Raw genomic sequence first — 26951 nt, forward strand, 5'->3', positions numbered from 1 at the left:
CCCTCCAAAATTTTATATTTTAAATTCAAATCTGTTTATATCTGCCTCTTCACCCTCTATAAAATTGGGATCAGAATAAATTATACTTACCTTGTCTGAATTCGGACCCCACACTAGACTGTTGTGTTCTCTGGTTCCTTCATCACTTCTATACACAGTGATCATATTCTTATCTAGTGCAACGCCTAGATGAACTATTGAGGTATCCGTTGTAATTATAAGATCTGAATATTTTAGGATAGCCGCCGAGTCCATTATATCTATTGCCTCCTCACAAAGGTAAACTCTTTCGCCAAGTTCTTTTACAAATATTTCTATCTCTTTTTTCTTATCTGGTGAAAAAATAAAAGTTAATGCACTTTCCGAATCACTCAAAACTTTTCTTCCTATTTCCAGTATTTTTTCTGTATTAAAGGTCCTATACTTACTGGCTCCATATGGATTTAATGCCACTAATTTTTTTTGTGGTATATTTTTTCTGAAGTTTTCCCCCATTTTATCTTGTTCAATCGTAAGATAAATATCATAAGATATATCTGCATTATTTATATTAAATAATTCCAAAACTTTAGAATATCTATTTGTTATATGTTTTTTTTCCTCCTTGTAATCGAGGCTTACATCGAAAATATTCCAGCCATTTTTATTTATGCCTATATTTTGTTTGGCTCCACAGAGACTAATAAACATCATTTGTTTTACTCTAAGGATTTCAGAAAAATCTATCAAAAGGTCATAGTTCTCTTCTTTTATTTTCTTAGCCAGACTCTTAATTTTTTTACTATTCTTATCATATTCATATATTTTATCCACATTAGGATTATTCTCTATTACTTGTCTATTGGCACCACGAGCGACTACACCGATTTCAATATCAGGGTATACTTTTTTTATTTCTCGAAACATAAAAGTATTAATGATCATATCCCCTATTTTCCCATCATATCTCAAAAACAATATTTTCTTTACTTTATCCATATCTATATTTTCAATTTTATTGTCCTTACGATCCCAAAAATATCTTCCTATGGCCAGTCTTTTAGGCCTAAACCAATCTTGTAAAACTCGATTAATTTTACTTAACATAATCAACCCCTAATAATTTAAATATTAATAAATATAGTTACTCTCTAAACTTATTCTTCTTCAATAAGGTTTATTACATAACGGTACCACTTATCATTTTTTAAAGTTTTTTTCAGCCTTCTTAAAGCTTCATTTTTATCTCTCTTTAGAAGTTTTTCTTTTCTGTAGTCTTCTAAATCTATTGCAAATATTTCGCCATCTGAAAAAATAAAGTTGCTTGTATTAAAATCTCCAAAATATATATTTGAATTCAGTATTCTTACAATTATATTTAGAAACTCCTTTACAACCTCATCATCATAGCCATTTTCATCAAAATATTTAGATAATATAACACCCTCAATCTTTTTTGTAATGACCTCATACTTATTTGAAGATACGATTTGAGGCACTTTTACTCCTATTTTCCTTAATTCTTCTGAGATATATCTAAAATTTTCTCCAGGATATCTTCTAAATCGTAAAAAGAATTTTAATCTATTTTCAAATTTAGGATAAAATCTTTTTACGAAAACATTTTTTTCCGTATCAAAAAAAACTTTACACCTTTTATGGTCAACAATTATTTCCATTTTTTACCTCTCAAAGTTTTTTATTTCAAGTGGTGCACTTTATTTGATGATATAGCATTTTTATAAAAATTCTTACTTTATATATATTATCATAAAAACCTCTCTTTTTTAAAATTTATTTGTTATTTTCAGTCTACTATAAAGTATAGTATTTTATAAAATTTACTCAAAAGGAAAATATCTTCATTTATTTGAACTTTTAAAGAAAATAAACTATAATTTATATTGATAGAATCTATATGTTTTGGAGGCAACTTATGTCTAAAAAAGAAAGTTTTTTTGGAAGTATTTTTAAAAACAAAAGAAATGACGAGGCAAATGAGGTAGATATTCTAAACAGCATCATCGAAGAGAGAAACCAGATCATAAATCAGATGAAGGAAGAACTCATTGAGGAGAAAAAAAAAGTAGGGATCGATTTAAAGCAGCTTGAAATCTATGAAAAGAACCTAAAAAACAAGGACAAGAAAAACCTTGAACTTTCAAATCATATCCTAGATTTAAAAAATTCCAAGGTTGAACTTGAGAAAAATTTAGAGAATTTAAAAAATAACCACGAAAAATCATCTCTAGAACTTAAATATCTTAGGGAAGAGAATCATGAAATAAAAACCAAATACTTGCAGCTTTCAGAAACATACAGACTTATAGAGGGAGAAAATCAAAACCTAAAACTTTCCAAGGAGGAAGTTAAAAACCAGCTAGAAGAAAAGATAAACCGTTTAAACGAATTGAAAGACGAAGGAAATCAGATGCAGATCCTAGGAGATTCATTTATATCCAAGGATGAGCTAGAAGAAATGAGACTCAAAATTGACTCTTTAAACAAGTTGTGCGGTGAACAGAGAGACAAAATAAATGCTTTGGATTCTGAACTCTTGAACAAGGAATCTATGGTGGAGGATTTTAGGGAAAGGTTGGCCAAGGCCCTCAGTCCAAAATCTGATAAAATCAGATACAAACTGCCTATAGAGGAGCTTTTTTCTGCCTCAAAATTTTCAGAGATTAAAACTGCCCTTGCCGAGATGAACTTTTCTTTAGTAAGAGAGCTCAAAGAAAAATCTCTTGTTGAAATTTTGGGAGAGGGGATCAAGAATATAGAAACAGCCTCAAAAGTTCTTGAAGATTATTTTTCAGGAAAAACAAGTTGGGAAATAAAAACATACCTCTATAAGGGAGATAAACTCTCAAAGATTTTCAGCCGTCAGAGAAAACTTTTGAATTATTTCAGTGATAACTATATGGAATTTGCCTCCGACCTTGATAATTTTGAATTTGATATCCTACTTCAGGAAGGATTCTCAGCCAATCATGTGGAAAAATTTAGAGATATACTTGATGAATATAATAAACAGAGAAGAATATAGAAAAAGAAGCTCTTGGAAATAAATATCCTGTGAGCTTCTTTTTATTTAAAATAAATTGATGAATTTATTCTAAGATCAGAGTCAAAAGATTTTGTCACGAATGAAAACCAATAAAAGGCAAAAAAATTAACACGAATAAGGATAAAACCTTTTGGCCACAGAGACCACAGAGAAAAAGAGAAAGAGTTTCACAGAGTTAAAACCGAAACTATAAACACTCTCTTTTGCGAAAGGTTTTTTTATCCCTTTTCTTTTGCCATTGACAAAATCAGCGTTAAGAATAACCGCAGCGAAATCCTTAGAAAAAATCGACTGTCTGAGCGTAGCGAGTAGCCAAAAAATAACGAGTTATACGAGTATATTTTCTGGTTCTCAGAAACTTGTTTTCTGAGTCTCATTACTCTTCTTGGATTTTCAAGGTTATTTAGCTGATTTTTCACAGGCTTGAACTTTTGGTTATGCCCTGACCGAAGGGAGGAAACACTCTTGGGGTGCTTTTCTTTCAAGAGAAAAGTAACGAATCCCAATAAATTCAATACTTTAATCTAGTGTCCTTAAAAGTGCATCATAAAAAAGACTGTGTTGCTCCATCCCACGCCCTGAATAGATTGTCCCAAATAAATATACTTCTTCAGTAACACTTTTAAAAAGTCTTTTCAACACTGCGTCTAAATCCAGTTTTTCCATCTGAAGTTCATCCTCTCCTGTGAAGACTCTGCCTACAGGCCAGTCTTTATTTAAGGACCATAAGTTTTGAAATTCATTATAACTTTTAAGGGTATAGAGGGGATTTCTCACATCAGTAAGTATGAGTATTTTACTCTTTCTACCAGTTCCTATAAAACTCCCTGGAGTGGATAGGGACATGTAACCTCCTTCTAATTTAACCCCTATATCCTCTAAAGTAGGCGTCGTCTTAGCCCCCTCCCTTATAAATTTTATAAACTCATAATTTGCATCCTTTAGCATCTGAAAACTCTCCATCACCCTCACAAAGTCCTCTGATGAATCCATTAATTCCCTACAGGCCTTTATATCCTTGGCATCGTCACTTCTGCCTACGAAATATTCTAGATACACCGACGTGAAAAACTGATTTATGGTCATTTCCCTGTCCAAGGATTCTACGAATTCAACCATGTTGTTGTATTCTTCTATTTTCTCCTTAGGTAGCCTTTTTAATAGCTGCTTGTCTTCTACCTTTTCCAGTCTGTAGTCTCTTTTAGACAGATAATCGGCTAAAAGGGCGGAACTTATGAGATCCATCTGCAGGACTATATTTATAAAGACCTTCATTTCATCATAATTTATTCTTATTTTGTCAAACCTGTAAAAAACCAAGGCAAAAATAATCAGAGCAAAAACATAGGGATTATCGGTAACCTTATCATTTTTGGAGGTATACAAGTATTTTATATCCATTTTCTCTGATATTCTGGAAAGTCCAAAATCCAAAGTCACATTATATCTCGGGGTAATTACTGATATTTCATTTCCGGGTACTCCCTGTTCCAAAAGTTCAGCCACAAGTCTTAGAACCTTCTTGTCCTCTTTACTTCTGAATTCATTGTCAAGATCTGTTTTTATAGCTGAATTTTCAGATATTTCTTCGGTGTCCAGCATGAGATTTTTTGAAAGAGCCTCTATAAATTCTCTAAATTTTTCTGCATTTTTATTTTCTTCCAGCCTTTCCTCCTGAAAATTTGGAAGTAATTCCTTTTCTATATAATTTCTTGAAAACTGGTATATCCCATAAGGCCCATCAGTATTGTAATAAAGGATGCTTCCCTTTACCCACTTAGAAAGTTCAATTATAAAATCTCCCTGTGATATAGATATATTTTCTAGGTTGTCCACCACGAGATATTTTGTGTTATTTTGAAGATGTTCCAGGTATTTTCCATCTTTTAGAAGATAGTTAAAATAAAGATAAATTGATACTGCGTTGTCTACAATCCCCTCTTCAAGTATTCTCTCGATATATCGGACTGTTATTTCGTTTATCTCTTTGTAAAATTCCAATTCTAGTTTTTCGTCTTCTGTCTTGCTCTTATATATCCTTTCACCAATTTTCTTATAACTTGTATTAGACAATGAGGCCCCTGTGATGTTTGACAAAAGTTTCCTAGATATTTCCTCATCGCTGCTTATGATTCCCTTTAAGTAATCTTTTTTTCTGTAAAATTCCACTGTCTTGGACATCAAGCTTTGCGAGGCTTCATAGTGCATAAAAACAGGTTCAATCTCATGTTTTTTTACAAGACTGCACTTGTCCAAAATCAATGGCCAGAATAGTTTTAATTCCCTCTGGATAAAACCAAAATAAGAGAAAATTCTAAGCTGCGAGGTTACCTTATAATCAACATTTTTCATCCATTTTATTCTCTCTGTCCTATTGGCAACAAGAACAAGTATATCATTGGAGTTTATTCCGTCTGACAGCATACGGCAGTATCTTTTTATGGCATTTTTTGTTTTCCCACTTCCGGTTTCTCCTAAAATAACTCTTCTCATAAAATCATCACCCTAACCAATTTTACACGGGAAATAAAAAAAAGAAAACCTCTTTATAAGGTTTTCTTTATCTAGCTTTCATTAACTCCTCTGAATTTAGCTTATCTCCTCTAGGTCCGCAAAAATTCCTCCTAGTATAAAATAACTTAAACTTATAAGGAAAATAGATATTACTATTCCTATGAGGCTCAGAGCCATTAAAACTGCTGTCAGTATGCAATTGGTGTATAGGGGAAGGTCTTTTAATTTTACCAGCAATTCCAAAGGGGCATCTAGCCTCTTTAAAGAAACTGCATAAATTACCAAGAGAATAAGATCTGCAACTCCAAAGGCTAGCTGAAACCAGAAAAGCTGCATAGGATAAGATTTTGCCAAAATCATTCCACCATGACCTGCAATGGTGAGACATATCATCAGATTTATTATTTTATTCATTTTAAAACTGTGAAGTTTATTATTTAGCTCTTCCTTAAATCTCAGCATTATAAAAGTGAAAATTAAAACAGAAATAAATGTCCCCATTGTTATGAACCAGAAAGGAGGTCTCTGAGATTCTTTGGTGATCTGAAGAGACTGGAGAACAAGGTTATACCCTCCATAAAAAAAGCATATTTGCTTCATCACGTTAAGAGATACCTCTTTCATAAAAATCACACCTTTATAATAGAGTTTTTTACTCCTTGGCCTCTTCTAGATAACTCATCTCCATAAAAATATTTCCAAGAATAAAATAACTGAGACTAATAAGGAATACTGCAAAAATAATTCCCACTATGGTAAATATCATAAATACTGCAACTAGGATGCAGTTACTATAAAGTTTCAGGCTTTTTACTTTCTCAAGTTTCTCAAGGGGAGCATCCAAATTTTTCAAAAAAAGAGCATAAATAACGTCTAAAACTATACCCCCTATACCCAGGAAAAGCTGCATATAGACAACACTTTGGGGATAGGCTCTTCCCAATAGTGATGTGGCATATCCGGCAATAGACAGATATATCATTATTATTATTACCCTGTCCATCTTTACACTATTCAGCCGTTTGTTCAATTCTTCTTTAAATCTCATCATTATAAATATAAATACGACCACTGAGAAAAAAGAGATAAGTATAACTAACCACGTGGGAGTTTTTTCAGGAGATATGCTAAACTGAGTCACGAGGCTAAACATACCATAAAAATAACATATAGCTTTCATTGCCTCTAAAGAAATCATATTCATAAATACCCCTCCAATATTTCTCTCTACAACTACTTTACTTTAATAAATTGCATAGACCTTTTATTTTATTGATTTTTTAAGAAGATTGAAGTAATATAGGCATTAGGAAGATTATGAGGTGATTTTATGAGCAGTTCTGAAATATTAAATAGAGAGAGTTTTTTTAAAGAATTCTCTATAGACGAAGAGTACTTTAAAAGTACCGGACTAGAGTGGAGTGAGCTTGAAAAAATATATCAAGATTACACGTTACTGGTTCCTCTTATGGAAAAGAGAGCCGAAGAGATCGTTTTATATATAATGGCATTAAAAGATGTCCATTCTGTAAGACGTCGGGTAAAAAAACCGGAACATCTTATTGAAAAAATCATAAGAAAGGGAAAGAAATACACAGACAGAGGCATCAATGTCAAAACTTACAAAAAAATTGTAACTGACCTTATAGGGGTTAGAGTTTTACATCTATTCAAAGATGACTGGAAAAGCATACATGAAGAAATAATCGATTTATGGGAAACAAAAGAAACCCCTCAGATCAATATAAGAAGGGGAGACTACAACCTTGATAAGCTGAGGGAAGGGATAAAAAACTACAATTGTGATATTATTGTGAGAGAACACGGTTACAGATCTGTACACTACCTTATAGGAGCCTCTCTAAGCCCTCAAAAGGAAGTCTTTGTAGAGATTCAGGTGAGAACTGTTTTCGAAGAGGCCTGGAGCGAAATAGACCATATAATAAGATACCCATATGATATAGACAATCCTATTCTTTCTGAATACCTGGGAATATTCAATAGAATTGTAGGAAGTGCAGATGAAATGGGGATGTTTTTAAAAAAATTAAAAAAAGAGGTCGGTAAAAACAATCCAAACCCTAGAGAATTGGATAATAAATTCAAATAATATTATGAGCTGTCCTTATATTGGGACAGCTTTTTTTATTTATACCTGTAAAAACATATTTTTGACGAAAAATACCTTCGGTAATTATTCATTTTTTACTTTTTTTATACAATTTTATATAATTTATTTTTTTATTGAAAAGGAAAACAACCAGAAATTTATAAAATTAAAAGTATAAAGAAGGAGGTGAAAATATGGTTTCAGATCTTAGAATTTATAAAGGAGATTATGAAAGAGGGAAAATACCTATCAAAGATTTCCAGGAATACCCATTAGAGCATCTTCACGAATGGCTTATAGAAGCCTATGAAAAAGGAGAAAATTTTCCAAATACCATGACTCTTAGCACAGTAACCCAGTCCGGTGTCACAATGAGCACTGTTCCTCTAAAATCCTTTAAAAATGAAAAACTCAGATTTTTCGGTAATTATGATAATTATTATAATTCAGAATTAGGTTCCAAAAGCTCTGTGGGTGTTCATTTCTTTTTCAAAAAAACAAAAAGACAGATTTTTATAAGAGGTGATCTCGAAAAAATACCTGCATCGGAATCTAAGGATTATTTTAATGAACAACCAAAGGAAGATAAGATCATGATATGGGCTACAAAAGAAGGAAAGGCAATCTTAAAAGAAGACGAATTAAAAAATCATTTTGATCAAATCAGAGACAAATTCAAGGACAACTCTATTCCCTGCCCGAAATTTTGGGGAGGTTATGATATCACTCCTAAATATATCGAATTCCTTGAGGGTATAGAGGGTGGAGTGCACCAAAAATTAACTTATCAACTTATTAATGGAAAATGGGCAAAGAAAAAAACTACATCTTAGTGTAATTATGAAAATAAATTAAACTACAAAAAGGAGTTTGTACAAACTCCTTTTTTAATTATACAAAGATTAGATTTTATGTGTTCAAATAAAAGTTATCCCAGTATTTTTCTAGCCTCTAAAAGTCTTTGGGATGCTGTAAAAATAACCGCTGATAAAAATACCACCCCTATTGGATTTATATACTTTGTAAAAAGCATCATCATTGTAAAAAATATAAACCCCTCAGTCCTTTCAGCCACTCCAGCCTGATAATAAAAGGACTTACTTCCCTTTTTTTCGGCCATCATTCCGGTGGTTAGGAAAACTGTCATGGAAAATATTATACTGCAAGTCAAAATTAGCATTGTCATTCTAGTATTTGAAAACCTAAATGCCAGCCCTAATATAACGGATATTTCCACAAGTCTGTCAAAGGTTATATCCATAACTGTTCCAAAGGGGGTCGACCCATTTTCCCTGGCTATAGTTCCATCTACCGCATCGAGGAGACCTGACAACCACAAGACTGCTATGGCCATTAGCGGCATTTTAAAGTAGATAAAAATCCCCGTTGATATTCCCATAAAAAAAGCCATAACAGTAACTTGATTGGCAGTAAAATTATATCTCATAAAAAAATCTGCTACTTTTTCAATAATTGGTTGTACATGTTTCCTAGCGTGTGTGTCTAGCATTTTTAGCACCTCTGTTTATATCAATATAATATTATCTTTGTTATACCTTATATAGAGTTCCATATGATTCTCTATAGGAAATTCAACACGGTTTTGAATCACCTCTATACACTCTCCGCCTATATCAATATCCAAATGATAAAAGCCACTTTTAAAGGAGCTGTCCTTTACTATGCCTTTGAAAACACCCTCATTACCATCTGTTTTTTCCTCCAATGTTACTCTTAGGTCCTCTGACTTCAAAGCCAGACAGACTTTTTCAGCCTCACTAAATTTTACAGGAAATTCTATGGTTTCATTATAAAAGATACCATCTTTGATCTTTCCAGTGAATATGTTATTTATTCCTATAAATTTTGCCACAAAGGGTGAGGACGGTTTTTTATAGAGGTTCAATGGAGTATCAAACTGAGCAAGTTTTCCATTATCCAATATGGCAATTTTGTCCGATAGATAAAATGCTTCATTTCTGTCGTGAGTCACAAAGAGTACAGTACTTTTATGTTTTTTCTGAATTTTTTTTAGAAGTTTCTGTAGTTTTCCTCTGAGTCCTTCATCTAGTGCTGAGAAAGGTTCATCCATAAGAAGAAGTTTAGGTTCCATGACAAGTGCTCTTGCTATAGACACCCTCTGTTTCTGGCCTCCACTGAGGTCATATGGATGTCTTTTTTCAAAACCACCTAGTCCAAGCTCTTTCAACACATCTCTAGCCTTTTCCAGTCTCTTCTTTTTACTTATTCCCATCATTTTTAGGCCAAAGGCTACATTATCCTCTACATTTAGATTTGGAAGAAGCAGGGAATCTTGAAAAACCATTGACAGGCCTTTTTCTTTAGGGGATTTTCCTCTAGTTTTTTCACCCTGTATGTAAACTTCCCCATCATAGTCTTCTGTTAATCCAGAAATTATATTTAACAAAGTGGTCTTTCCACATCCAGATTCTCCCAGAAGGGTTACAAACTCACCTTTTTCAATTTTTAGATTAAAATTTTTCATTTTAAAATTATCATAATTTTTACCAATATCTTCCAAAATTACCATACTATGTCCCCTGTCATTTTTTTATTGTAGATCCTCTTTAATTTTCTCTCCAAAATAAAGAGTAAAGAAAAGTTTATAAATATATAGAGTACGCTGTATACAGCCCCCACCTTTATATTCCCTCCCGATATATACGGAAACATCAAAATAGGGATGGTCAAAACCTTCCCCCCTCCTATTATGAGGGTATTTAAGTATTGTGCAAAGGATACTATTATCACCAGGCTACCACCTGCGATTACAGAAGGCATAATATGAGGCAAAGTAATGTAAAAAAATCTCTGTATTCTGTTGGCCCCTAGCATCTTACCAACTATTTCATAATTTTCATTGAGAGTCCCATACCCTATGGTTGTAGAATGAATGTAATACGGAAGGGTAAGTACCGTATGTATAAAAACAACCCCTATAAGAGTTTCTGAAAGCCCTAGCCTGATAAAAGTAAAATAGATTCCCATACTGGTAACAAAAGATGGAATAATCAACGGGAGAAAAACCAGCCCCTGGATAATTTTTTTACCTTTGAAATTCTTTCTTGCCAGTATATTTGCAGCTGGAGTCCCAAGCATAATATTAAGAAAAAGGGTCAGCATAGCTGTTATAACAGTGGTAATTGAAGCATCATAAGTTTTTTTGTCATTTATTATATAAAGCCATGAATCAAAGTTTAAACTTTCGTATATAAGAGCTCCAAAGGGAAGTATAAAACATATCATTATAATAACCCCAATTAGTTTCATTCCTAATCTTTTCATCTAATCCCACGCCCTTTGATTTTTACCTACGGTGAATCTGTGAAGACAGTATACCAATACTCCCCCTGTCATACTAACCAATGAGATAAACATATTTATCACCATAAGGTTTGGCCTGTCAGCAAGATTCCCCTTAGAATACATATCATAAGCCATTACTGCCAGAGCCTTTGGATAAGTCACACCAAGTATATAAGGCGTTTCAAATGCTGTAAACATATAAGCAATTATGATAAAAAAACTCATAAGAAGAGATGGGCCCATCAATGGAAGCGCCACTTCGAAAAAAAACCTTATTTTCCCCACACCAAAAATATAAGCTACCGAATCCCATTTTTTATTTATTCTCTGAAGAACCGGAAAAGACATCATAACTACAAAGGGACAGGTTTTCCATATATAAGTTAGCATTATCCCAATTCCTTTTTCGTCATTTGTTATGATAGGAAACTCCCTGTAACTTTCTATTAATCCAGTAGCCACTAGGCAACGACTGATAAATCCATTCTGTAAAAGAAGGATCAGTATAAGGTAAGATGCCACTAGGTAAGGCACTAGTAAAGGGCTTTCTATTATTTTCTTTAAGTAATTACCTTTGAAATATCTGCCCTTTATATTCATATATAGAAAAAAAAGCAATCCTATAGAAACCAATAGAGATAACATTGAAGAACAGATTGCCATTTTTGATGTAAATACCAGCGAATCCAAAAAGCTTTCACTGCCTAGAACCTCCATGTAATACTTTAGTGTAAACTCGGATTTCCCAATTATTTTATTTAGTCCGAAGCTCTGCAACAGCCCATAGATAAATCCATAAACAAAAAACAATGTTATGAATAAAATTACAGGCATCAGATAGATATATCTTTTAATTCTTTCCAATCTTCTCTAGCCATCCCTTTTCAATTATTTCAAGCTTTTCCGGAGAAAGCTCTCTCACTCTTTTTGTCGCTCTTTCCTCTAGCGTAGGAAGTGCATCTGACTGTCCTAGTATTTCAAAATTTTCTTTATCCTCTTGAGATAATTTACTCATATCTAGAATAGTAGAATCCCCCCAGTTTTTTGGATCCTGTTTTGCTAGCTGTGCATCTTCTGACAACAGATAATTTACTACATATAAGGCTCCTGCCTTATTTTTAGAGTTTTCAGGTATACTCAAATAATGATTATTAAACAGAGTTCCTTTTTCTATAAGAAAGCTTTTACTGTTCTCAGAAAATTCTCCAGATGTGATTTTATTGCTCGCTTTATTGACTGCATATCCCATAGTTACAGCAATCTCTTGGTTGGAGTATAGTATATCCAGTTTCCCTTCACTCTCAGGATAGGTTTCACCCTTTCTCCATAAATAAGGTTCTAACTCTTCAAAGTAATTCCATACCTCTTCAAGAGCTACCTTAAATTTTTCATTACTCATACCTTGAGCCTTCTCTTCTCCTATTATATCTATAACCATATTTCTCACAAAAGCGCTTCCTGTAAAATCAGGGATAGCCGGATATGTAAAAACTCCCGGGTTGTTTTTTACATATTCCTTGAGAGTCTCATGATCTATGAAAGGTAGGGTTCCAGTAGAGCTGTCATATATAAAATTAAACTGTGTTTCTCCCCAGGGAGCCTCCAACCCGTTTATAGGTTCTCCAAAGTCACTTATCAGAGTTTCTTGTTTCACTTTTTCTATTATAGGAAGATTTTTCACAAAATTTCCCCATAAAACATTACTTTCTTTAAGAAGTTTAAAATTCTCTCCGTTTATCCATATAATATCCACACTTCCATTTTTTTTACCCGCCTGATTTTCAACGATGAGCTTATTTACAGTGTCTTTTATATCTGTGATTGGAACTCTGTTAAGAATTATATTATTTTTTTCTTTTAGTGAATTTGCTACAAAAGTATCCATAAATTTATTTATCTCTGCAGATCCACCCCACATATATATGCTTACCTCTGTTCCTTGAGAATTTTTTTCCACTTTTCCCCAGCTATAATCAAGCTTTGTAGCATCCTCTTCTTTTTTACCACAGGCCACTGCCATAAGGACTAAAATCAAAAATACAACTTTTTTCATCGTGCTCCCCCATTCCAATTATTCATCAGTATCTAATTTACCATATTTTCTATTAGAAAATTCAAATTTTTAATAAAAAAATTAAATCTTCTAATATTTAATACATTATTAGACTTATATCTTGATTATATAATATACATTCTCCATTAGCAAATATGAGGTCTTTTCTTCCTGTATCTAGTAATAATATATTCTTAAAAATTTAAAACAACCATTTAATTTATAAAAAAATTATTTAGGGAGTGATGGCGGTATATTATTTATCAATTTTTATCCAATGTAAAAGCCCTCCTTAGAGGGCTTTTCACTATACTGATTTTACAGAAGCTTTTGACTTTTTAGCTATTATTTTTGTTATTACTGTCAATATAAAGAATATCAGAGATGCTGTAAGAGACATCTTTATAGCCGTAGCCTTATCTCCTGATGCCACTGCTCCTGCTAATAGAACAAAAACAGCGGTTCCTGGAAGGATAAATAAGGTGGATAATAAAGAATACTGCATAAAGTTAATTGATGTAAGTCCGTAAACATAATTCTGTATCCCGAATGGGAAAACTGGAATCAGCCTTGTTGTAGCAAGGATAAACCAACCATCATTTTTGACCCCTTCATTTATCTTTTTAAAGACCTCTGAATTCCCAAATTTAGATTCAATAGGCTTTCTAGCAATATATCTAGCTATCAAAAATGCCATGGAAAGTCCTAGAGAAGCACCGATTGCAGTATAGATAACCCCTTTAACTCCTCCGAATACGAGCCCTCCCACTAAAGTTATAGGCAGTACAGATATACAGGTAATTGTTATCAGGGCATACATGAGTATGTATGCTGCAGGAGCCCATACCCCAAGACTTCCAATTAACATTTCCATTTTTTCTCTAGATTTCATATAGCTGAAAAAAACTTTGAAAAGACTTGTTTTTTCAAGCTCTACATTCCCATTCACTGCATTATAAGACCACTCAATCCAAGAACCATCATAATTCTTTACGTTGTCCCAGCCTAGTAACTGACTCAATACAAAGGTCATATGAGCCGATCTTACTCCCGACTGACAATAAGAGATGATCTGCTTATCTCTAGTGATTCCGTTTTCTGCAAGGATAGCCTCCATCTCTTCTTTTGACTTGAAGCTTTTATCCTCATTTACCATTTTATCCCAAGGAACATAGTATTCACTAGGAATTCTTCCTTTGGCGAAAGCTCCTTTATACTGAGCTAGCCCATCATGTTCAAAGTCTGTCCTTGTATCTATTACGACTGTATTATCATCCCCTATACTTTTTTTCACATCCTCTATAGTGGCAAACTTAGAGGTGTCCTCAGACTTTGGAAACTCGTATTTTACAGATTCAGGTTTTGCAGAAGTCTCAGCTACCATCGGTAGCCCTGCATTTTTCCATCCATCTATTCCGCCATCTATAAGAACCATTTTTTCGTGGCCATACATATCAAGGATCCACCACAGTCTGGCTGCATCATACTCTGCTTTTGCACTTACTAGCATTATATATGTGTCTCCAGTTACTCCGTAACTTCCGAGAACTTCAGCCATTTTTTCCCTTGTAGCCCTCATACCACCGTATTCATACTCGCCTTTATCTGCTGAAAAAGATGGCCTCCAGATCTGGTACGAACCAGGTATATGACCCTTGTTATAGTCAGGCTCTTTTCTTACATCTAATACAACTATATTTTTATCCGCTGTCAGCATTTCATTTGCTTTTTCAGGGCTGATCAGTATTTTAGAATTTGAATATTGATCATAATTTTTTACTGCTGTAGGATTTTCATTAGCTACTCCAATCACAAATACCAATAAAAAGATTACAGAAACAAGTAGTTTTTTCATTTGACCCTCCATTAAGTGCAGGAAATTACACCACACTATACTATTTACTTTTTTTATCAAGTTCTTGTTTTGACTTATATCTATTCATCCATTGTTTTACAGGCCCCATGTTTCTATTATTAACTTTTTCTTTAGTATAGGTTTCTCCAAATAACAGGTCTAATATATGAACTGAGTCTGCTCCCCCATTTTCCATAGATTCTCTACAGGCTGCACAATAAGAGATCATATGACCCGTTGTAGTTTCTTCAGCTCTTCTTTTCATTACCCTTCCTGCCAAGTCTGGATTTGCAGGAACTACCATCCCTCCGAAACCACAGCATCTGGTCTTTTCTCTGGAATTTTCAAGCTCTTCTACTTTATAACCCATATTATCTATTATCCATCTTATTCCATCATGAAGATCACTTCTCTCTCTAGCAGAACACGAATCATGGATGTTAAATACAATATCTGAACCCTTACCTATTCCATATTTTTCATCAGGAAGACCTATTTCAGGAAGCAGAGTCCACAGAGAAACCACATTCTGTTTCAGATATTCTGAAAACACTGCAAGACAAGACTGGCAGGCAACGATTACAGTATCTGCTCCCAATCTATCAATCTCAGCTTGAACCTCACCAAACCTCTCTTTAAATTTTTCCTTTTGACCTAGAGCTTTAGTTGGCTTCCCACAGCATTTCAAGACAGAACCTACCCCTCCATCGAGTTTATCTTGTAAGTGCCCCAATACATTCCCTACTGCTTCTGGATTATATGATGGCAAAGAACATCCAGGGAAAAATACATATTTTGTTTTCTCTCCTTCTGGAGCCTTATTTGTTGTATTAAAGAATTTTGAGTATCCTAAATATTGATGTACCTCTATAGCACTATGACCCTTCATCGGAGATTTTCCTCCGTTGTCTTTTATATATTCCGGTCTCATGCCCATAAAGGCTCCCTTCATATCAAAGTCCTTTGGACATTTGAGTGTACACTGGGAACATGCATTGCAAGAATAACTTATTTTTGGGTCCATTGCTGCATAACCCTTTTCAAGGTATTCCTCAAAAAGTGTCTTAGGACAATCTGTAAAGTCATTTAACATAATACACTCTTTCATACATAATTTACATGTACACTGAAGACATCTATTGGCTTCTTTTTCTGCCTGCTCCTTGGTGAATGTAAATTCTGTCTCATCGAAAGATTTTATCCTTTCAGTTGGATCCAACTCTTTAGCAATGACTCTTTCTACCTTTTCAGCAGCGTCCCATCCTTCTGACAAATACTCAGTTGGAAGCTCTAGTTTTGTCTTATATGCAGCTTCTTCCTCTGTTGTTCTGCCAGACATCAGGTCTTCACCTTTTAAGAATCTATCTGCAGATATGGCAGCACTCCTACCCTCAGCCATAGCTTCTATAACTATGAAAGCCGAGGCACAATCTCCAGCCACAAAAACATTCTCATTATTTACAGACTGCTTTGTAAGCTCATCAGTTTCAAAGGTCCCGTTTTTTCTTTTAGCGAGAGTTTCTTTCTTGTCAAATCCAGAATCTACACCCTGACCTATTGCAAAAACAACTGTATCAACATCTAGCATTTTTTTGTTATCTTCATTGCATGTAGGGTTAAATCTCCCTTCATCATCAAAGATAGATATACACTCTTTGATCTCTAGACCTTTTACTCTACCATTATCATCAATTAAGATTTCATTTGTTCCCATCGCCAGATTAAACTTTACTCCCTCTGCTATGGCACCCTTAACCTCATGCATAGAAGAGGTCATCTCTTCATAGCTAGGCTCTAGGCAAACAGAATAGACCTCTTCAACTCCCTGAAGCCTGAGAGAAGACCTAGCACAGTCCATGGCAACATCTCCACCACCTATTACTGCAACTCTTTTCCCAACTCCTTCAGAGCCATTAGTAAGAGATATTTCCTTTAGATATTCTGCGGCATCATATACTCCTTGAGCGTCGTGATTTTTGAGACTACGGTCTATTCTTCCAGCCTGTCTTCCAACTGCTATGATTACAGCATCATTTTCTTTCTTGAGAGTTTCAAAATCTATATCCTTACCTATTTCAGTATTTAGCTTGACACTTACTCCTAACATTTCAAGTATTGAGTATTCTTCATCAATTATGTTTCTAGGAAGCCTGTAAGCAGGGATCCCTACTCTCATCATACCTCCATATACCGGAAGTTTATCGTAAATAGTTACTTCATGACCATTTTTAGAAAGGTCAATCGCTGCCTGTGCCCCTGCAGGTCCTGCCCCTATAACTGCAACTTTTTTTCCTGTGGCAGGTTTTTTATTCAGATCCCAGTTTACCGGGTTGTCAAAATTATCAGCAGCATACCTCTTTATATTTGCTACAGATATAGGTTTATCTTCATCCCCTCTTCTGCATCCCGCTTCACAAGGATGGGCACAGACTCTACCAAGAGTTTTAGGTAAAAATAATTTTTCTCTTATTACCCCTATAGCACCTTCTCCGTCTCCTTCTCCTACAAGTCTCACATACTCTTTTATATCTGTATGCATAGGACAAGAAGATTGACATGCCGGATTGGAATCACCCATACAATTATCTACAATATCCTTCATATTTTCCATTACTTCTTTTGGCAATACACCCATTTTTATCCTCCTAAATTACCTCGACTCTTACATCCCGTATTTTACAGGTGCTTTTACAGCCTCATACTCAAGCCAAGATCCATCGTAATTTTTTACATTGTCATATCCAAGAATTTCCACAAGAGCAAACATAGACTGAGTTGATCTTACTGCAGATTTACAGTGTGGCATTATAGCCTTTAGATTTTTAGTTATCCCTGAATCTCTATAAAGCTTTTTTAGTTCAGCTTTAGATTTGTATTTTCCATCTTTTGTTATATTTTCTTTCCATTCAATAAATACGGAATTTGGTATATGTCCCTTGATTCTCTCAAGTTTAGATCTCGCATCAAGCACAACCATTTGATTGTCTTCAATTGATGCTTTTACCTCTTCCAGAGTTGCAACAAGCTTTGGATTTGCATCTTTCGCTACATATTTTGAAGTTTTTGAAGGCTTGCTAGGTGCCGCCATTGGAAGACCTGATTTTTCCCACGCCATTATTTGACCATCTAATATAAAGACATCTCCCTTATGTCCATAAAGGTTCAGTATCCACCATAATCTTGTGGCATTCATCATCCCATTATCGTCTACAATCACTACTGTATCTTTATTTTCTATTCCCATTTTTGACATAAAACTTTCGAATTCTTCCTTTGGAAGAACCATTCCCTTGACTCCGTCTCTCTCCCTTGAAAATTCTTTATTCAATACCACCATGGCTCCTGGTATTGTTTTTTCAGGAACCTTATTCCATCTGTAGTCCAATACCACCACATCTTTTTTATCCTTGATCTTATTCAATTTTTCCGGTGTGATTAGACCTCCCGCCACTGAAACTGCATAAAGTGTCACCATCATCAATAAAGCTACTAATTTCTTCATCTTTTCTCCCTCCTAGATTTTATTTTTATGTTACTGTTAATAATTTAACTATATTTAAACTAAAATAATTTTTCTTGTTTAAAAAATTATTGATATTTCAAGATTTCAAACCTTTTTTAATATCTAATTTTATTAAAATTTAAATTTCTAAATATAAAAACCAATTTTTAAAAAGCTTATTCTTTGAATCTGAATAAATTAAATAAACATATTTTTTTCACAAATCCAAACATTCGTAATCTCAAATCAGATATTTTTATTGTTTTCTTTTTGCCAAGCTTTGATCCCACCTGCCATGTCATAGACTTCGTTAAAACCCATTTTAGTCATCAAGGCAGCAGCAGCCTTACTTCTTCCCCCAATTGCACAAAATACAAGATACGGCAACTCTTTGTCTAGTTTTTCCAGCTCTTTTTTAAAATGATTTAGCTTTAGAAAATCAATTAAAATCGCACCATCAATATTACCTTCAAATTTGTTTTCTTTTTCGGTTCTTACGTCAATTAAAATCATATCCTTTTTCATTTCAATAAGATTTTTAGCCTCTTCAACTGAAACTATTTTGAACCCATCAGATTTTCTTTTGAAAAAATTTAACACCATAAACCACATCCTTTAATTCTATTAAATAATAATTTTTTTCCCGTAAAAAAATTTATCTGTGTTACTATTATTTTTCTTTAAACTCTTCATTTTTTTTCAAAAATTTTGGAATCAAAGATATAAATACAAAACAAAGGACAGCAATTCCAAGATAAGTAAGATTTTTAGTAGATAACCCTTCACCACTGGCTATAGCCCCTGCACTAAGTGTATAGACAGCCGTACCAGGGATTATGAAAACTGTAGAAAGAATCCAATACTGCAAAAAACTGATACCCGTCAGTCCATAGACATAATTTTGAACATTAAAAGGAAAAATAGGGACCAATCTTGTGGTCATTAGAATTCTCCAACCTTGCTTTTTAACTCCCTGATCTATCCTTTGGAAAATCAGAGAATCCGAAAATTTTTTCTCTATAGATCTCCTGAAGAGATATCTAGCCACAAGAAATGCCGATGACAGTCCCAGACTAGCTCCTATAACTGTGTATATTGTCCCCATAATAGGTCCAAATACTATCCCTCCCAACACTGTAATGGGAAGTCCTGGCAAAAAGAAAATGCATGCTACTATGTAAAGTACCACATAAACTAAAGGCCCTAATACTCCAAAACTATTTATCCAATTTTTTAACTCTTTTATATTTTCAAGACTGATATAACCGAAAACTCCGCCTTTATACAACAAGAAAATCACAATAAAGAAGGTTATCAAAATTACCATTCCTTTTTTATTTTTCATACCCCACTCCCCACAATAGGCAGACCTTATTTCCAGTATATTTTACTTATTTTATCATTTTTATTAGCACATTAACCATTCATTACATTATATTACCCTAATATTTAAATAAGGGCAATTTTTATTTTAAAAAATGTTTTTTAGGTTTTTTTATTTATCATATATATTATTTTTAATATTTTCATTGTAAGTTATTGCCGCTGATATATTCTATATTATTTTTATTTTATTATTGAAAAAGTTGTTTGATACTATAAAAAAATCGACCTGTTACAATTTATTTATACTTTTTTGGTAGACTTTGATCTTAAATAAAAAGGAAGACTAAAATTAGCCATATTTCTAATAAGAAACATAAAAATAACTTTATATCACACATAATTCTTGTGTTTTAAGTATTTTTCTCCTGGATCAGAATATCATGGGTTTTTTATAAAGTCAACCTTCTATCTATCGTATAAGTTTGGAAATAAAAAAAAAGCACCCATTAGGTGCTTGAATATCAATGGTGCCTAGAAGTGGATTCGAACCACCGACCGCACGGGTATGAACCGTGTGCTCTAGCCAACTGAGCTATCTAGGCTTATAAATAATGGTGGAGCTAACCGGGATCGAACCGGTGACCTCTACGCTGCCAGCGTAGCGCTCTCCCAGCTGAGCTATAGCCCCAACTTTTAAAAATTAATGGTGGTGAGAGAAGGATTCGAACCTTCGAAGGCGGAGCCGGCAGATTTACAGTCTGCTCCCTTTGGCCACTCGGGAATCTCACCATTTTTGGTACCCCGTAGGAGAATTGAACTCCTGTCTCCAGAGTGAAAATCTGGTGTCCTTACCACTGGACGAACGGGGCTTATTTGGTGGTCGCAACAGGACTTGAACCTGTGACCCCCTGCTTGTAAGGCAGGTGCTCTCCCAACTGAGCTATGCGACCATATTTTTGGTACCCCGTAGGAGAATTGAACTCCTGTCTCCAGAGTGAAAATCTGGTGTCCTTACCACTGGACGAACGGGGCTTATTGGAGCGGGAAACCAGGTTCGAACTGGCGACATTCAGCTTGGAAGGCTGACGCTCTACCAACTGAGCTATTCCCGCATAATAATGGTGCCGCTTATCGGAGTCGAACCAATCACCTACTGATTACAAGTCAGTTGCTCTACCAGATGAGCTAAAGCGGCATAAGTGGTGCGTCACACAGGGATCGAACCTGTGACAACACGATTAAAAGTCGTGTGCTCTACCAACTGAGCTAGTGACGCATTTCCTCTTGCAACAGGATTAATAATATCATAGCTACAGGGCTTTGTCAACGCTTTTTTTTATCTTTTATTTAGATTATTAAAAAGTCGAAAGCCCTTCTTAAACTTTCATAAATACTAACTTTATTATGTGTTGATAAACTTTATAAAGACTGGGAATTTTTGTATAAAGTTTGTGCTTAAAGAATACTATCACTTCATAAATTTCATTAGATTCTTTTTCAGGGTTTCTGAAGCAAAAGATGCTTTTACACTATTGTAGTATATTGTCCTATATTCTTCATATGTGATATGAAACTCTTTAGAAACAAGACTTATCTCTTTTTCTAAGTTTGTATTTGATACTGTCCTATTATCTGTGTTTAGTGTAACTTTTATCCCATCCTTTAAAAATCCGTAAACAGGATGCTCTGAAAACTTTTTTACAGCTTTTGTCTGAATATTACTTGTTGGACACATTTCCAAAGTTATACCCTGTTTTTTAACAATGTCATAAGCCTCTGGACAATCTTTTATAAACACCCCGTGACCTATCCTTTCGGCTCCTAGTAATTTCACCGCATCCCTTACATTTTCCCCTATACCAGTTTCTCCCGCATGAATAGTTATCCTATAACCATACTCCTTGGCCAGTTTGATCGGCTCCTGAAATGCCTCACAAAAGCCTCTATTTTCATTGGCACACAAGTCTATCCCAACTACTCCTCTGCCTAAAAATTCTTTTCCTTTTTCAACTACTTCAAAGGCTTTTTCGACATCAAAATTCCTCATACAACAAAGTATAATATTTCCGTATATTTGGAATTTCTTTTCTCCAATTTTCATACCGGTTATAACACTAGAAATAACCTCTTCTATTGTAAGTCCTTTTTGAGTATGAAGCTGAGGTGCAAATCTTATTTCTATGTATTTCACATTTTCCTTAGCTGCATCTTCCATCAGTTCAGAGGTCACTCTTATGAGGTTCTCTTTCGACTGCATCACAAGTCCAGGAAGACTAAATCTTGTTAGGTATTCACTGAGGTCCTTACAGTTTATAGGAGCTATCATTTTTTCTTTAATTTTATCAAGGTCGTAGGTAGAAAGTTCTATCCCATCCTTTTTAGCTATCTCTATAACACTAAGAGGTCTTATACTCCCGTCTAGATGACAATGTAATTCTATTTTTGGTAAAGAGTTTACGTTCATTTCTCCTCCTATAAATAAAATAAAATTTTACTTAAATGCAGTTAAAAACTTAAATTTGTTTTTTATAATTTATCAATTACTTAGAAATAAAAAAATCTCATTGCGAAAAAAACATAATAATTAAATCTTTTTCGTAATCAGAAAATTAATAGTTTCTGCCAAAGGTCTCTATCATAATTAATAACAGAGAAATATAATTTTATTTTTGATTTTACTTATATTATCACCAAAAAAAGAAAAAAAGTAGGACAGTTGTCAAATTTTAAAAATTTGTATAAAAATACCGCCCTTAAAAAGAGCGGTAAAAAGTATACTTAACTTTAAAATAGTTACTTACCAACTATATCTTTTTTTCTGTATTCAAAAGCCCTCAACATACTTTTCAATTCTCCATAAGTACTATTTGCAATAAAAGTGGAACCTGCAAGTCCGTCAAATTCCATTTCATCATATTCTTTTCCTATGTAACTGTTTTTCCAATTATAGTCATGAACCTCCTGGTGTTTATCATTTGCATCTGGAAGATAAAAGTCCATTAGTTTTCCCTCAGGAGAAATTATTGCTAAAAGTGCCTCATGCTTGTTATAGCTCTTTATGTGGGTTATGGCTCCATACCCAACTGTTTCACCATTTTTATAAAGAGGAATAAAGTTATAATATCCTAGTTTCTTTGAATCCTTTTTATCTCCAAACCTATCATAGTCTACCTTCATCATTCTAAAACTTCCTCTAAAATAATCGATATTGTATCTTGACTCATCCTTACTGCTTATCTTATACCCCCAAGAAGAAACTGAAAAAATCATAATAAATAAAAATAAAATATTTTTTTTCATAAAATCCCCTCCTATATAATAATACAGCCTATATCTAAATTATAATCTATTTTCTATACTTAATCAATTAAACAGATGAGTACTTTATTTAAATTATTTAATCAAAATTCTTCTTCAGCTGTCTTGAACTTTATCTTTTTATAAAGTAATCTCTTATTAAAAAAGCTTCTTAAATGGTGGTGTTTATGAAAATTGATTATTCTTTCCCCAATACTTTTTTTGATTTCATTAGAGAAAACAAAACTCTAAAAGAATTTATGTCACATCCCTTCTCAGAAATTTTTCTTAAAAATAACTGCTGTAACTCAGAAAATATTCAAGATTTCAGGAAAAATCCGATTTTTCAAAACTTTTTAAATAAAGAAAGCATAATTAATGAGATTATAGAGGAACTGACCTTTCATGAAAATGTCTGGTTTCATAACTTAAAAAAACATACAGAATACTTATTTCCGCAGCACAACATAGAGAATACAGAGCTTTTTTTCACTTTAGGCGAAAAACAAAACAGCAAGAATGAAATTTTTGTAAATATTGGAAAATATATAGACAGTAATAATTACCAGGAGATCATTCCTGAAATAATTTATAAAACAACTCTTTTCCTCTATACCCGTAAACATCCATACAAAATTGATTTAAATCACCTAGCTCCTGTCCACTATATGGATTTTATACATTATCTTATTCACTACAAAGGAGCTGCAGCTTATTCAACCAGACTTTATATGAGCTCTAGCTCTTTTGATTACTCAGACTCACATTTTCTTGGAGATTCTCTCAAATTAAATGAACTTCTAAACTCTTATAACTCTTTATCAAACACCTTAGAAAAGATGAAAGAGATAAATCTTTCTCCGTTTTTAGAAACTAATTCTTTTCCGGAAAATTTAGGTTATCAGATTTTCAGAAGAACTATTTTATCTGGAAAAAGTTTCTATGAAGTTGTCTCTAAACCCTTTCCAGACTTTATAAATATGTATCTCCCTCCTATACTTCCCCAGAATATACAAAAATTATCTGCAGGAAACCTAAGTGAAAGTCAAGCTAAGGAGATCGTTAATTGGGAATATCCAGATGAATTTTCTGTATACAACTTTCCATCCTGGGATGAGATGTCAAAACTTCGGTGGGCCATTACTTTTAAAGAAAAAAGAAAAAAAGAGTTCATAGGTTTTTTTATACAGGACTCTCTTATCGGTTTCGGACAAATCGTAAAAGGATCAGGGGAAATAATCATTGGTGTCGGTATACGTCCTGACCTTTGTGGCTATGGATATGGAACTAGGGTAGTAGGTATTCTTATAGAAAAGTGTAAAGAAATAAATGCAAATTCTACTATCACCCTAAAAGTTAGAAGTTTTAATAAAAGGGCAATTAACTGCTATAAAAAACTTGGTTTTGAAGAAATATCAAAATACAAAACCTATTCCCTTGCAGGGGAAGAAGAGTTCATAAAAATGGAACTTTACCAAATACACTGAAAAAGGAGCCTAAAAAGGCTCCTTTATATATTTTTGTACCAGTTCCATGCAGTTTTTATTATATCATCTATATTTGTATATTCTGGCTCCCATCCCAGATCTTCATTGGCTTTTTCGCTACAGGCTACAACACAGGCAGGATCTCCTGGCCGCTTTTCAGATATCACTGCAGGTATTTCTTTCCCTGTCACTCTTCTGGCTGCGTCTAAAATCTCAAATACAGAAAATCCATTGCCGTTTCCAAGGTTAAATAAACCACTTTCCTCTTTCTTTAGCTTGTTTATCGCCATCACATGAGCACGGGCAAGATCAGTAACATGGATAAAGTCTCTCACCCCTGTTCCGTCCTTGGTACTATATGTATCTCCAAAAACTTCAACTTTGTCCCTTTCACCCTTTGCAGCTTCTAGAACCACAGGAATAAGTGATGTCATTCCTTCGCCTATCTGACCGATATGATATTTTTCATGGGCTCCGGCCACGTTGAAGTATCTAAAAATAACATAATTCATATTATATGCAGAAGCTGAATCCTTTATTATTTCCTCAGCCATAAATTTACTCATTCCATAGGGGTTTATAGGCTGAGAGTCAAAACTTTCCGATACCAGATCGTCTCCTGAAACTTCCCCATACACCGCAGCTGTAGATGAAAAAACAATATTTTTTACATTAAATTCCTTCATTATTTCTAGAAGATTGAGAACTCCACCGGTATTATTTTCATAGTATTTATTTGGCTCGGTTACACTTTCCCCGACTTTTATATAAGCGGCAAAATTCATAACCACGTCTATTTTTTCCTTTTTAAAAACATTTCTCAGACTTTCTTTTTCTCTTAAGTCAGCCTTATAAAATTTTGCCCTGCTGTCTACAAGCTCTATATGACCCGTTTCAAGGTTATCAAGTATAATCACCTCATATCCACCATCTAAAAGTTCTACCACAGCATGACTCCCTATATAGCCAGCTCCTCCAGTAACAAGTACCCTCATAAACATCCTCTCCTCAATTATTTTGACAACTCAATATATTCAAAATACTTTTCAAAAATTTTATTTTTTATTTAATCTTTATCGCTGTCTTTTAAAATATACTGCTTGTACTTTTCAACATCTTCAGGTTTCAGAAATGTCGTTACAAGAAGTCCATCACCTGTATATTCTTGCTGAATTACCCTTGTACTGTCGAGAATATATGAAGAAATATCCCCTCTTGAAAAAGGAATCAACAAAGTTACTTCCTTGCTTGTTTTAAAAATTTCTTTTTCGATCTCTTTTAAAAGTTCCCCTATACCTTTCCCCTCTATAGCAGATATATATACAGACTTTTCAAAGATATCACCTGTTTTTTCTAGTTCCTCAGAACTAAGTTTGTCTATCTTATTATAAACCACAAGAAAAGGAGTGTCCTTTACATTTAGTTCCTCTACCACATTTCTAGTGACCTTTAGCTGATGTTTATAGTCTTCTCTAGATATATCTACTACATATAAAAGCAAGCTAGCCTCTTCAACTTCTTCAAGAGTAGATTTAAAAGATTCTACAAGATCATGAGGAAGTTTGCTAACAAAACCTACTGTATCTATAAGTATAAACTCTAGATTATCTTCAAGCTTAATTTTCCTGTGGAAGGGGTCTAGAGTTGCAAAAAGCATATCCTTTACAAAGGACTTTGTCCTTGTATCTTCCTCTTCTTCCATCTGCATAAGGTGGTTCATAATTGTGGACTTCCCTGCATTGGTATAGCCTACAAGAGCTACTGTAGGTATAGAGGTACGTTTACGTTGCTTTCTCTGAACTTCCCTCTGTTTTTTTACCTCTTCTAGTTCTTTTTCAATATCACTTATACGTTTTGATATTACCCTTCTGTCAAGCTCTAGTTTTGTTTCTCCTAGACCCCTGGTTCCTATACCTGCACCTGTTCTAGACAACTCTCCCCCTAGACCTATGAGTCTGGGTTTCTGATATTTCAACATGGCAAGTTCTACTTGGAGTTTACCTTCTTTAGACTTTGCCCTGTGACCAAATATATCCAAAATAAGACTGGTTCTGTCTATGATTTCTACACCTATTATTCTTTCTAGATTACGAATCTGTATACCGGAAAGTTCATCATCAAAGATAACCATGTCTGCATTTTTTCTTATGGCCTGATCTCTGATTTCCTCTATTTTACCCTTTCCCATATAGGTAGAAGACTCCATTTTTTCTCTGCTTTGAGTGATAATATCTATCACCTCTATACTGGCCGCACCTGCCAGTTCTTTTAGCTCATTTAATGAATCCTCGAGGTTTATACTCTCACCTTTTTGGTAGACGTCTAGTCCTGCTAAAATAGCTCGTCCTCTTATATTTTTGTTAAATATATATTCACTGCTAATATTAATCACCTCATCTGAAAATATCTTTTACTATATAATACCAGTTTTTAA

Annotated in this window: 23 protein-coding genes and 9 tRNA genes; 4 read left to right on the plus strand and 28 right to left on the minus strand. The window is 33.9% G+C overall.

The features are described from left to right. Nucleotides 1–12 precede the first annotated feature (12 nt). Nucleotides 13–1086: a glycosyltransferase family 9 protein gene (locus ILYOP_RS14085; protein WP_013389165.1), complete on the minus strand. Its 1074-nt coding sequence runs from the start codon at nucleotides 1084–1086 to the stop codon at nucleotides 13–15. A 50-nt stretch (nucleotides 1087–1136) separates the two neighbouring features. Next, complete coding sequence (locus ILYOP_RS14090; RefSeq protein WP_013389166.1) at nucleotides 1137–1658, minus strand: RIO1 family regulatory kinase/ATPase domain-containing protein; 522 nt, start codon at nucleotides 1656–1658, stop codon at nucleotides 1137–1139. A 257-nt stretch (nucleotides 1659–1915) separates the two neighbouring features. On the opposite strand from ILYOP_RS14090, the gene ILYOP_RS14095 reads away from it, so the two are divergent. Next, nucleotides 1916–3025 (plus strand): coiled-coil domain-containing protein, encoded by a 1110-nt coding sequence (locus tag ILYOP_RS14095; protein ID WP_013389167.1) that lies wholly within the window; start codon nucleotides 1916–1918, stop codon nucleotides 3023–3025. A 540-nt stretch (nucleotides 3026–3565) separates the two neighbouring features. Here the strand turns inward: ILYOP_RS14095 and ILYOP_RS14100 are convergent. The 3 genes from ILYOP_RS14100 to ILYOP_RS14110 form a co-directional block, all read right to left on the minus strand. Further along, on the minus strand, nucleotides 3566–5539 hold the full coding sequence (locus ILYOP_RS14100; RefSeq protein ID WP_013389168.1) for a UvrD-helicase domain-containing protein: 1974 nt from the start codon (nucleotides 5537–5539) through the stop codon (nucleotides 3566–3568). A 96-nt stretch (nucleotides 5540–5635) separates the two neighbouring features. Further along, the gene (locus tag ILYOP_RS14105) at nucleotides 5636–6184 is read right to left on the minus strand and encodes a hypothetical protein (RefSeq protein WP_013389169.1); all 549 of its coding nucleotides are present in this window, start codon (nucleotides 6182–6184) and stop codon (nucleotides 5636–5638) included. 28 nt (nucleotides 6185–6212) lie between these two features. After that, entirely contained in the window at nucleotides 6213–6764 is a 552-nt protein-coding gene (locus tag ILYOP_RS14110) for a hypothetical protein (RefSeq protein WP_013389170.1), read from the minus strand. A gap of 126 nt (nucleotides 6765–6890) precedes the next feature. Here ILYOP_RS14110 and ILYOP_RS14115 point away from each other — a divergent pair, with 126 nt between their 5' ends. Continuing rightward, on the plus strand, nucleotides 6891–7670 hold the full coding sequence (locus ILYOP_RS14115) for a nucleotidyltransferase family protein (RefSeq protein WP_013389171.1): 780 nt from the start codon (nucleotides 6891–6893) through the stop codon (nucleotides 7668–7670). A 194-nt stretch (nucleotides 7671–7864) separates the two neighbouring features. Further along, nucleotides 7865–8503, plus strand: coding sequence for a pyridoxine/pyridoxamine 5'-phosphate oxidase (locus tag ILYOP_RS14120; protein WP_013389172.1), 639 nt, complete (start codon nucleotides 7865–7867; stop codon nucleotides 8501–8503). 95 nt (nucleotides 8504–8598) lie between these two features. Here ILYOP_RS14120 and ILYOP_RS14125 read toward each other — a convergent pair whose 3' ends face one another. The 21 genes from ILYOP_RS14125 to ILYOP_RS14225 all read right to left on the minus strand — a co-directional run bounded on the left by ILYOP_RS14125 (nucleotide 8599) and on the right by ILYOP_RS14225 (nucleotide 23033). Then, nucleotides 8599–9180 carry a CDP-alcohol phosphatidyltransferase family protein gene (locus ILYOP_RS14125; protein WP_013389173.1) on the minus strand — a complete coding sequence of 194 codons (582 nt, stop codon included), beginning with the start codon at nucleotides 9178–9180 and terminating at the stop codon, nucleotides 8599–8601. Between the two features lie 15 nt (nucleotides 9181–9195). Continuing rightward, on the minus strand, nucleotides 9196–10221 hold the full coding sequence (locus ILYOP_RS14130) for an ABC transporter ATP-binding protein (RefSeq protein ID WP_013389174.1): 1026 nt from the start codon (nucleotides 10219–10221) through the stop codon (nucleotides 9196–9198). Continuing rightward, on the minus strand, nucleotides 10215–10976 hold the full coding sequence (locus ILYOP_RS14135) for an ABC transporter permease (protein WP_013389175.1): 762 nt from the start codon (nucleotides 10974–10976) through the stop codon (nucleotides 10215–10217). Before ILYOP_RS14135 ends, ILYOP_RS14130 begins: the two co-directional genes overlap by 7 nt. Further along, on the minus strand, nucleotides 10977–11861 hold the full coding sequence (locus ILYOP_RS14140; protein ID WP_013389176.1) for an ABC transporter permease: 885 nt from the start codon (nucleotides 11859–11861) through the stop codon (nucleotides 10977–10979). Then, the gene (locus ILYOP_RS14145; protein ID WP_013389177.1) at nucleotides 11848–13050 is read right to left on the minus strand and encodes an ABC transporter substrate-binding protein; all 1203 of its coding nucleotides are present in this window, start codon (nucleotides 13048–13050) and stop codon (nucleotides 11848–11850) included. Before ILYOP_RS14145 ends, ILYOP_RS14140 begins: the two co-directional genes overlap by 14 nt. Nucleotides 13051–13357: 307 nt before the next feature. Then, nucleotides 13358–14905 (minus strand): rhodanese-like domain-containing protein, encoded by a 1548-nt coding sequence (locus ILYOP_RS15580; protein ID WP_013389178.1) that lies wholly within the window; start codon nucleotides 14903–14905, stop codon nucleotides 13358–13360. Between the two features lie 40 nt (nucleotides 14906–14945). After that, complete coding sequence (locus ILYOP_RS14155; protein ID WP_013389179.1) at nucleotides 14946–17540, minus strand: FAD-dependent oxidoreductase; 2595 nt, start codon at nucleotides 17538–17540, stop codon at nucleotides 14946–14948. A 27-nt stretch (nucleotides 17541–17567) separates the two neighbouring features. Continuing rightward, nucleotides 17568–18407 carry a sulfurtransferase gene (locus tag ILYOP_RS14160; RefSeq protein WP_013389180.1) on the minus strand — a complete coding sequence of 280 codons (840 nt, stop codon included), beginning with the start codon at nucleotides 18405–18407 and terminating at the stop codon, nucleotides 17568–17570. 246 nt (nucleotides 18408–18653) lie between these two features. After that, nucleotides 18654–19010, minus strand: coding sequence for a rhodanese-like domain-containing protein (locus ILYOP_RS14165; protein WP_013389181.1), 357 nt, complete (start codon nucleotides 19008–19010; stop codon nucleotides 18654–18656). A gap of 67 nt (nucleotides 19011–19077) precedes the next feature. Beyond that, a complete protein-coding gene (locus ILYOP_RS14170) occupies nucleotides 19078–19752 on the minus strand; it encodes a TVP38/TMEM64 family protein (protein ID WP_013389182.1) in 675 nt (224 codons plus the stop codon). A 506-nt stretch (nucleotides 19753–20258) separates the two neighbouring features. Next, a tRNA-Met gene (locus tag ILYOP_RS14175) sits at nucleotides 20259–20335 on the minus strand. Nucleotides 20336–20345: 10 nt separating this feature from the next. After that, nucleotides 20346–20421: transfer RNA gene (locus ILYOP_RS14180), tRNA-Ala, on the minus strand. Nucleotides 20422–20437: 16 nt separating this feature from the next. Then, nucleotides 20438–20522, minus strand: a tRNA-Tyr gene (locus ILYOP_RS14185). Nucleotides 20523–20527: 5 nt separating this feature from the next. Further along, nucleotides 20528–20602 (minus strand) — tRNA-Glu (locus ILYOP_RS14190). Nucleotides 20603–20607: 5 nt separating this feature from the next. Continuing rightward, nucleotides 20608–20683 (minus strand) — tRNA-Val (locus ILYOP_RS14195). Between the two features lie 7 nt (nucleotides 20684–20690). Continuing rightward, nucleotides 20691–20765: transfer RNA gene (locus tag ILYOP_RS14200), tRNA-Glu, on the minus strand. Between the two features lie 4 nt (nucleotides 20766–20769). Beyond that, nucleotides 20770–20845, minus strand: a tRNA-Gly gene (locus tag ILYOP_RS14205). Between the two features lie 7 nt (nucleotides 20846–20852). Beyond that, nucleotides 20853–20928: transfer RNA gene (locus tag ILYOP_RS14210), tRNA-Thr, on the minus strand. A gap of 5 nt (nucleotides 20929–20933) precedes the next feature. Continuing rightward, nucleotides 20934–21009: transfer RNA gene (locus ILYOP_RS14215), tRNA-Lys, on the minus strand. A 192-nt stretch (nucleotides 21010–21201) separates the two neighbouring features. After that, on the minus strand, nucleotides 21202–22197 hold the full coding sequence (gene add, locus ILYOP_RS14220; protein WP_013389183.1) for an adenosine deaminase: 996 nt from the start codon (nucleotides 22195–22197) through the stop codon (nucleotides 21202–21204). Between the two features lie 329 nt (nucleotides 22198–22526). Then, nucleotides 22527–23033 carry a hypothetical protein gene (locus tag ILYOP_RS14225; RefSeq protein WP_013389184.1) on the minus strand — a complete coding sequence of 169 codons (507 nt, stop codon included), beginning with the start codon at nucleotides 23031–23033 and terminating at the stop codon, nucleotides 22527–22529. Nucleotides 23034–23218: 185 nt separating this feature from the next. Here ILYOP_RS14225 and ILYOP_RS15380 point away from each other — a divergent pair, with 185 nt between their 5' ends. Continuing rightward, complete coding sequence (locus ILYOP_RS15380) at nucleotides 23219–24517, plus strand: GNAT family N-acetyltransferase (RefSeq protein WP_013389185.1); 1299 nt, start codon at nucleotides 23219–23221, stop codon at nucleotides 24515–24517. A gap of 23 nt (nucleotides 24518–24540) precedes the next feature. On the opposite strand, the gene galE is transcribed toward ILYOP_RS15380, so the two are convergent. Both galE and hflX read right to left on the minus strand, forming a co-directional pair. Further along, nucleotides 24541–25512 carry a UDP-glucose 4-epimerase GalE gene (galE, locus tag ILYOP_RS14235; protein ID WP_013389186.1) on the minus strand — a complete coding sequence of 324 codons (972 nt, stop codon included), beginning with the start codon at nucleotides 25510–25512 and terminating at the stop codon, nucleotides 24541–24543. A gap of 71 nt (nucleotides 25513–25583) precedes the next feature. Beyond that, complete coding sequence (gene hflX / locus ILYOP_RS14240; RefSeq protein WP_013389187.1) at nucleotides 25584–26909, minus strand: GTPase HflX; 1326 nt, start codon at nucleotides 26907–26909, stop codon at nucleotides 25584–25586. Nucleotides 26910–26951: the final 42 nt, after the last annotated feature.

Source organism: Ilyobacter polytropus DSM 2926, from assembly GCF_000165505.1.
Lineage (GTDB): Bacteria > Fusobacteriota > Fusobacteriia > Fusobacteriales > Fusobacteriaceae > Ilyobacter > Ilyobacter polytropus.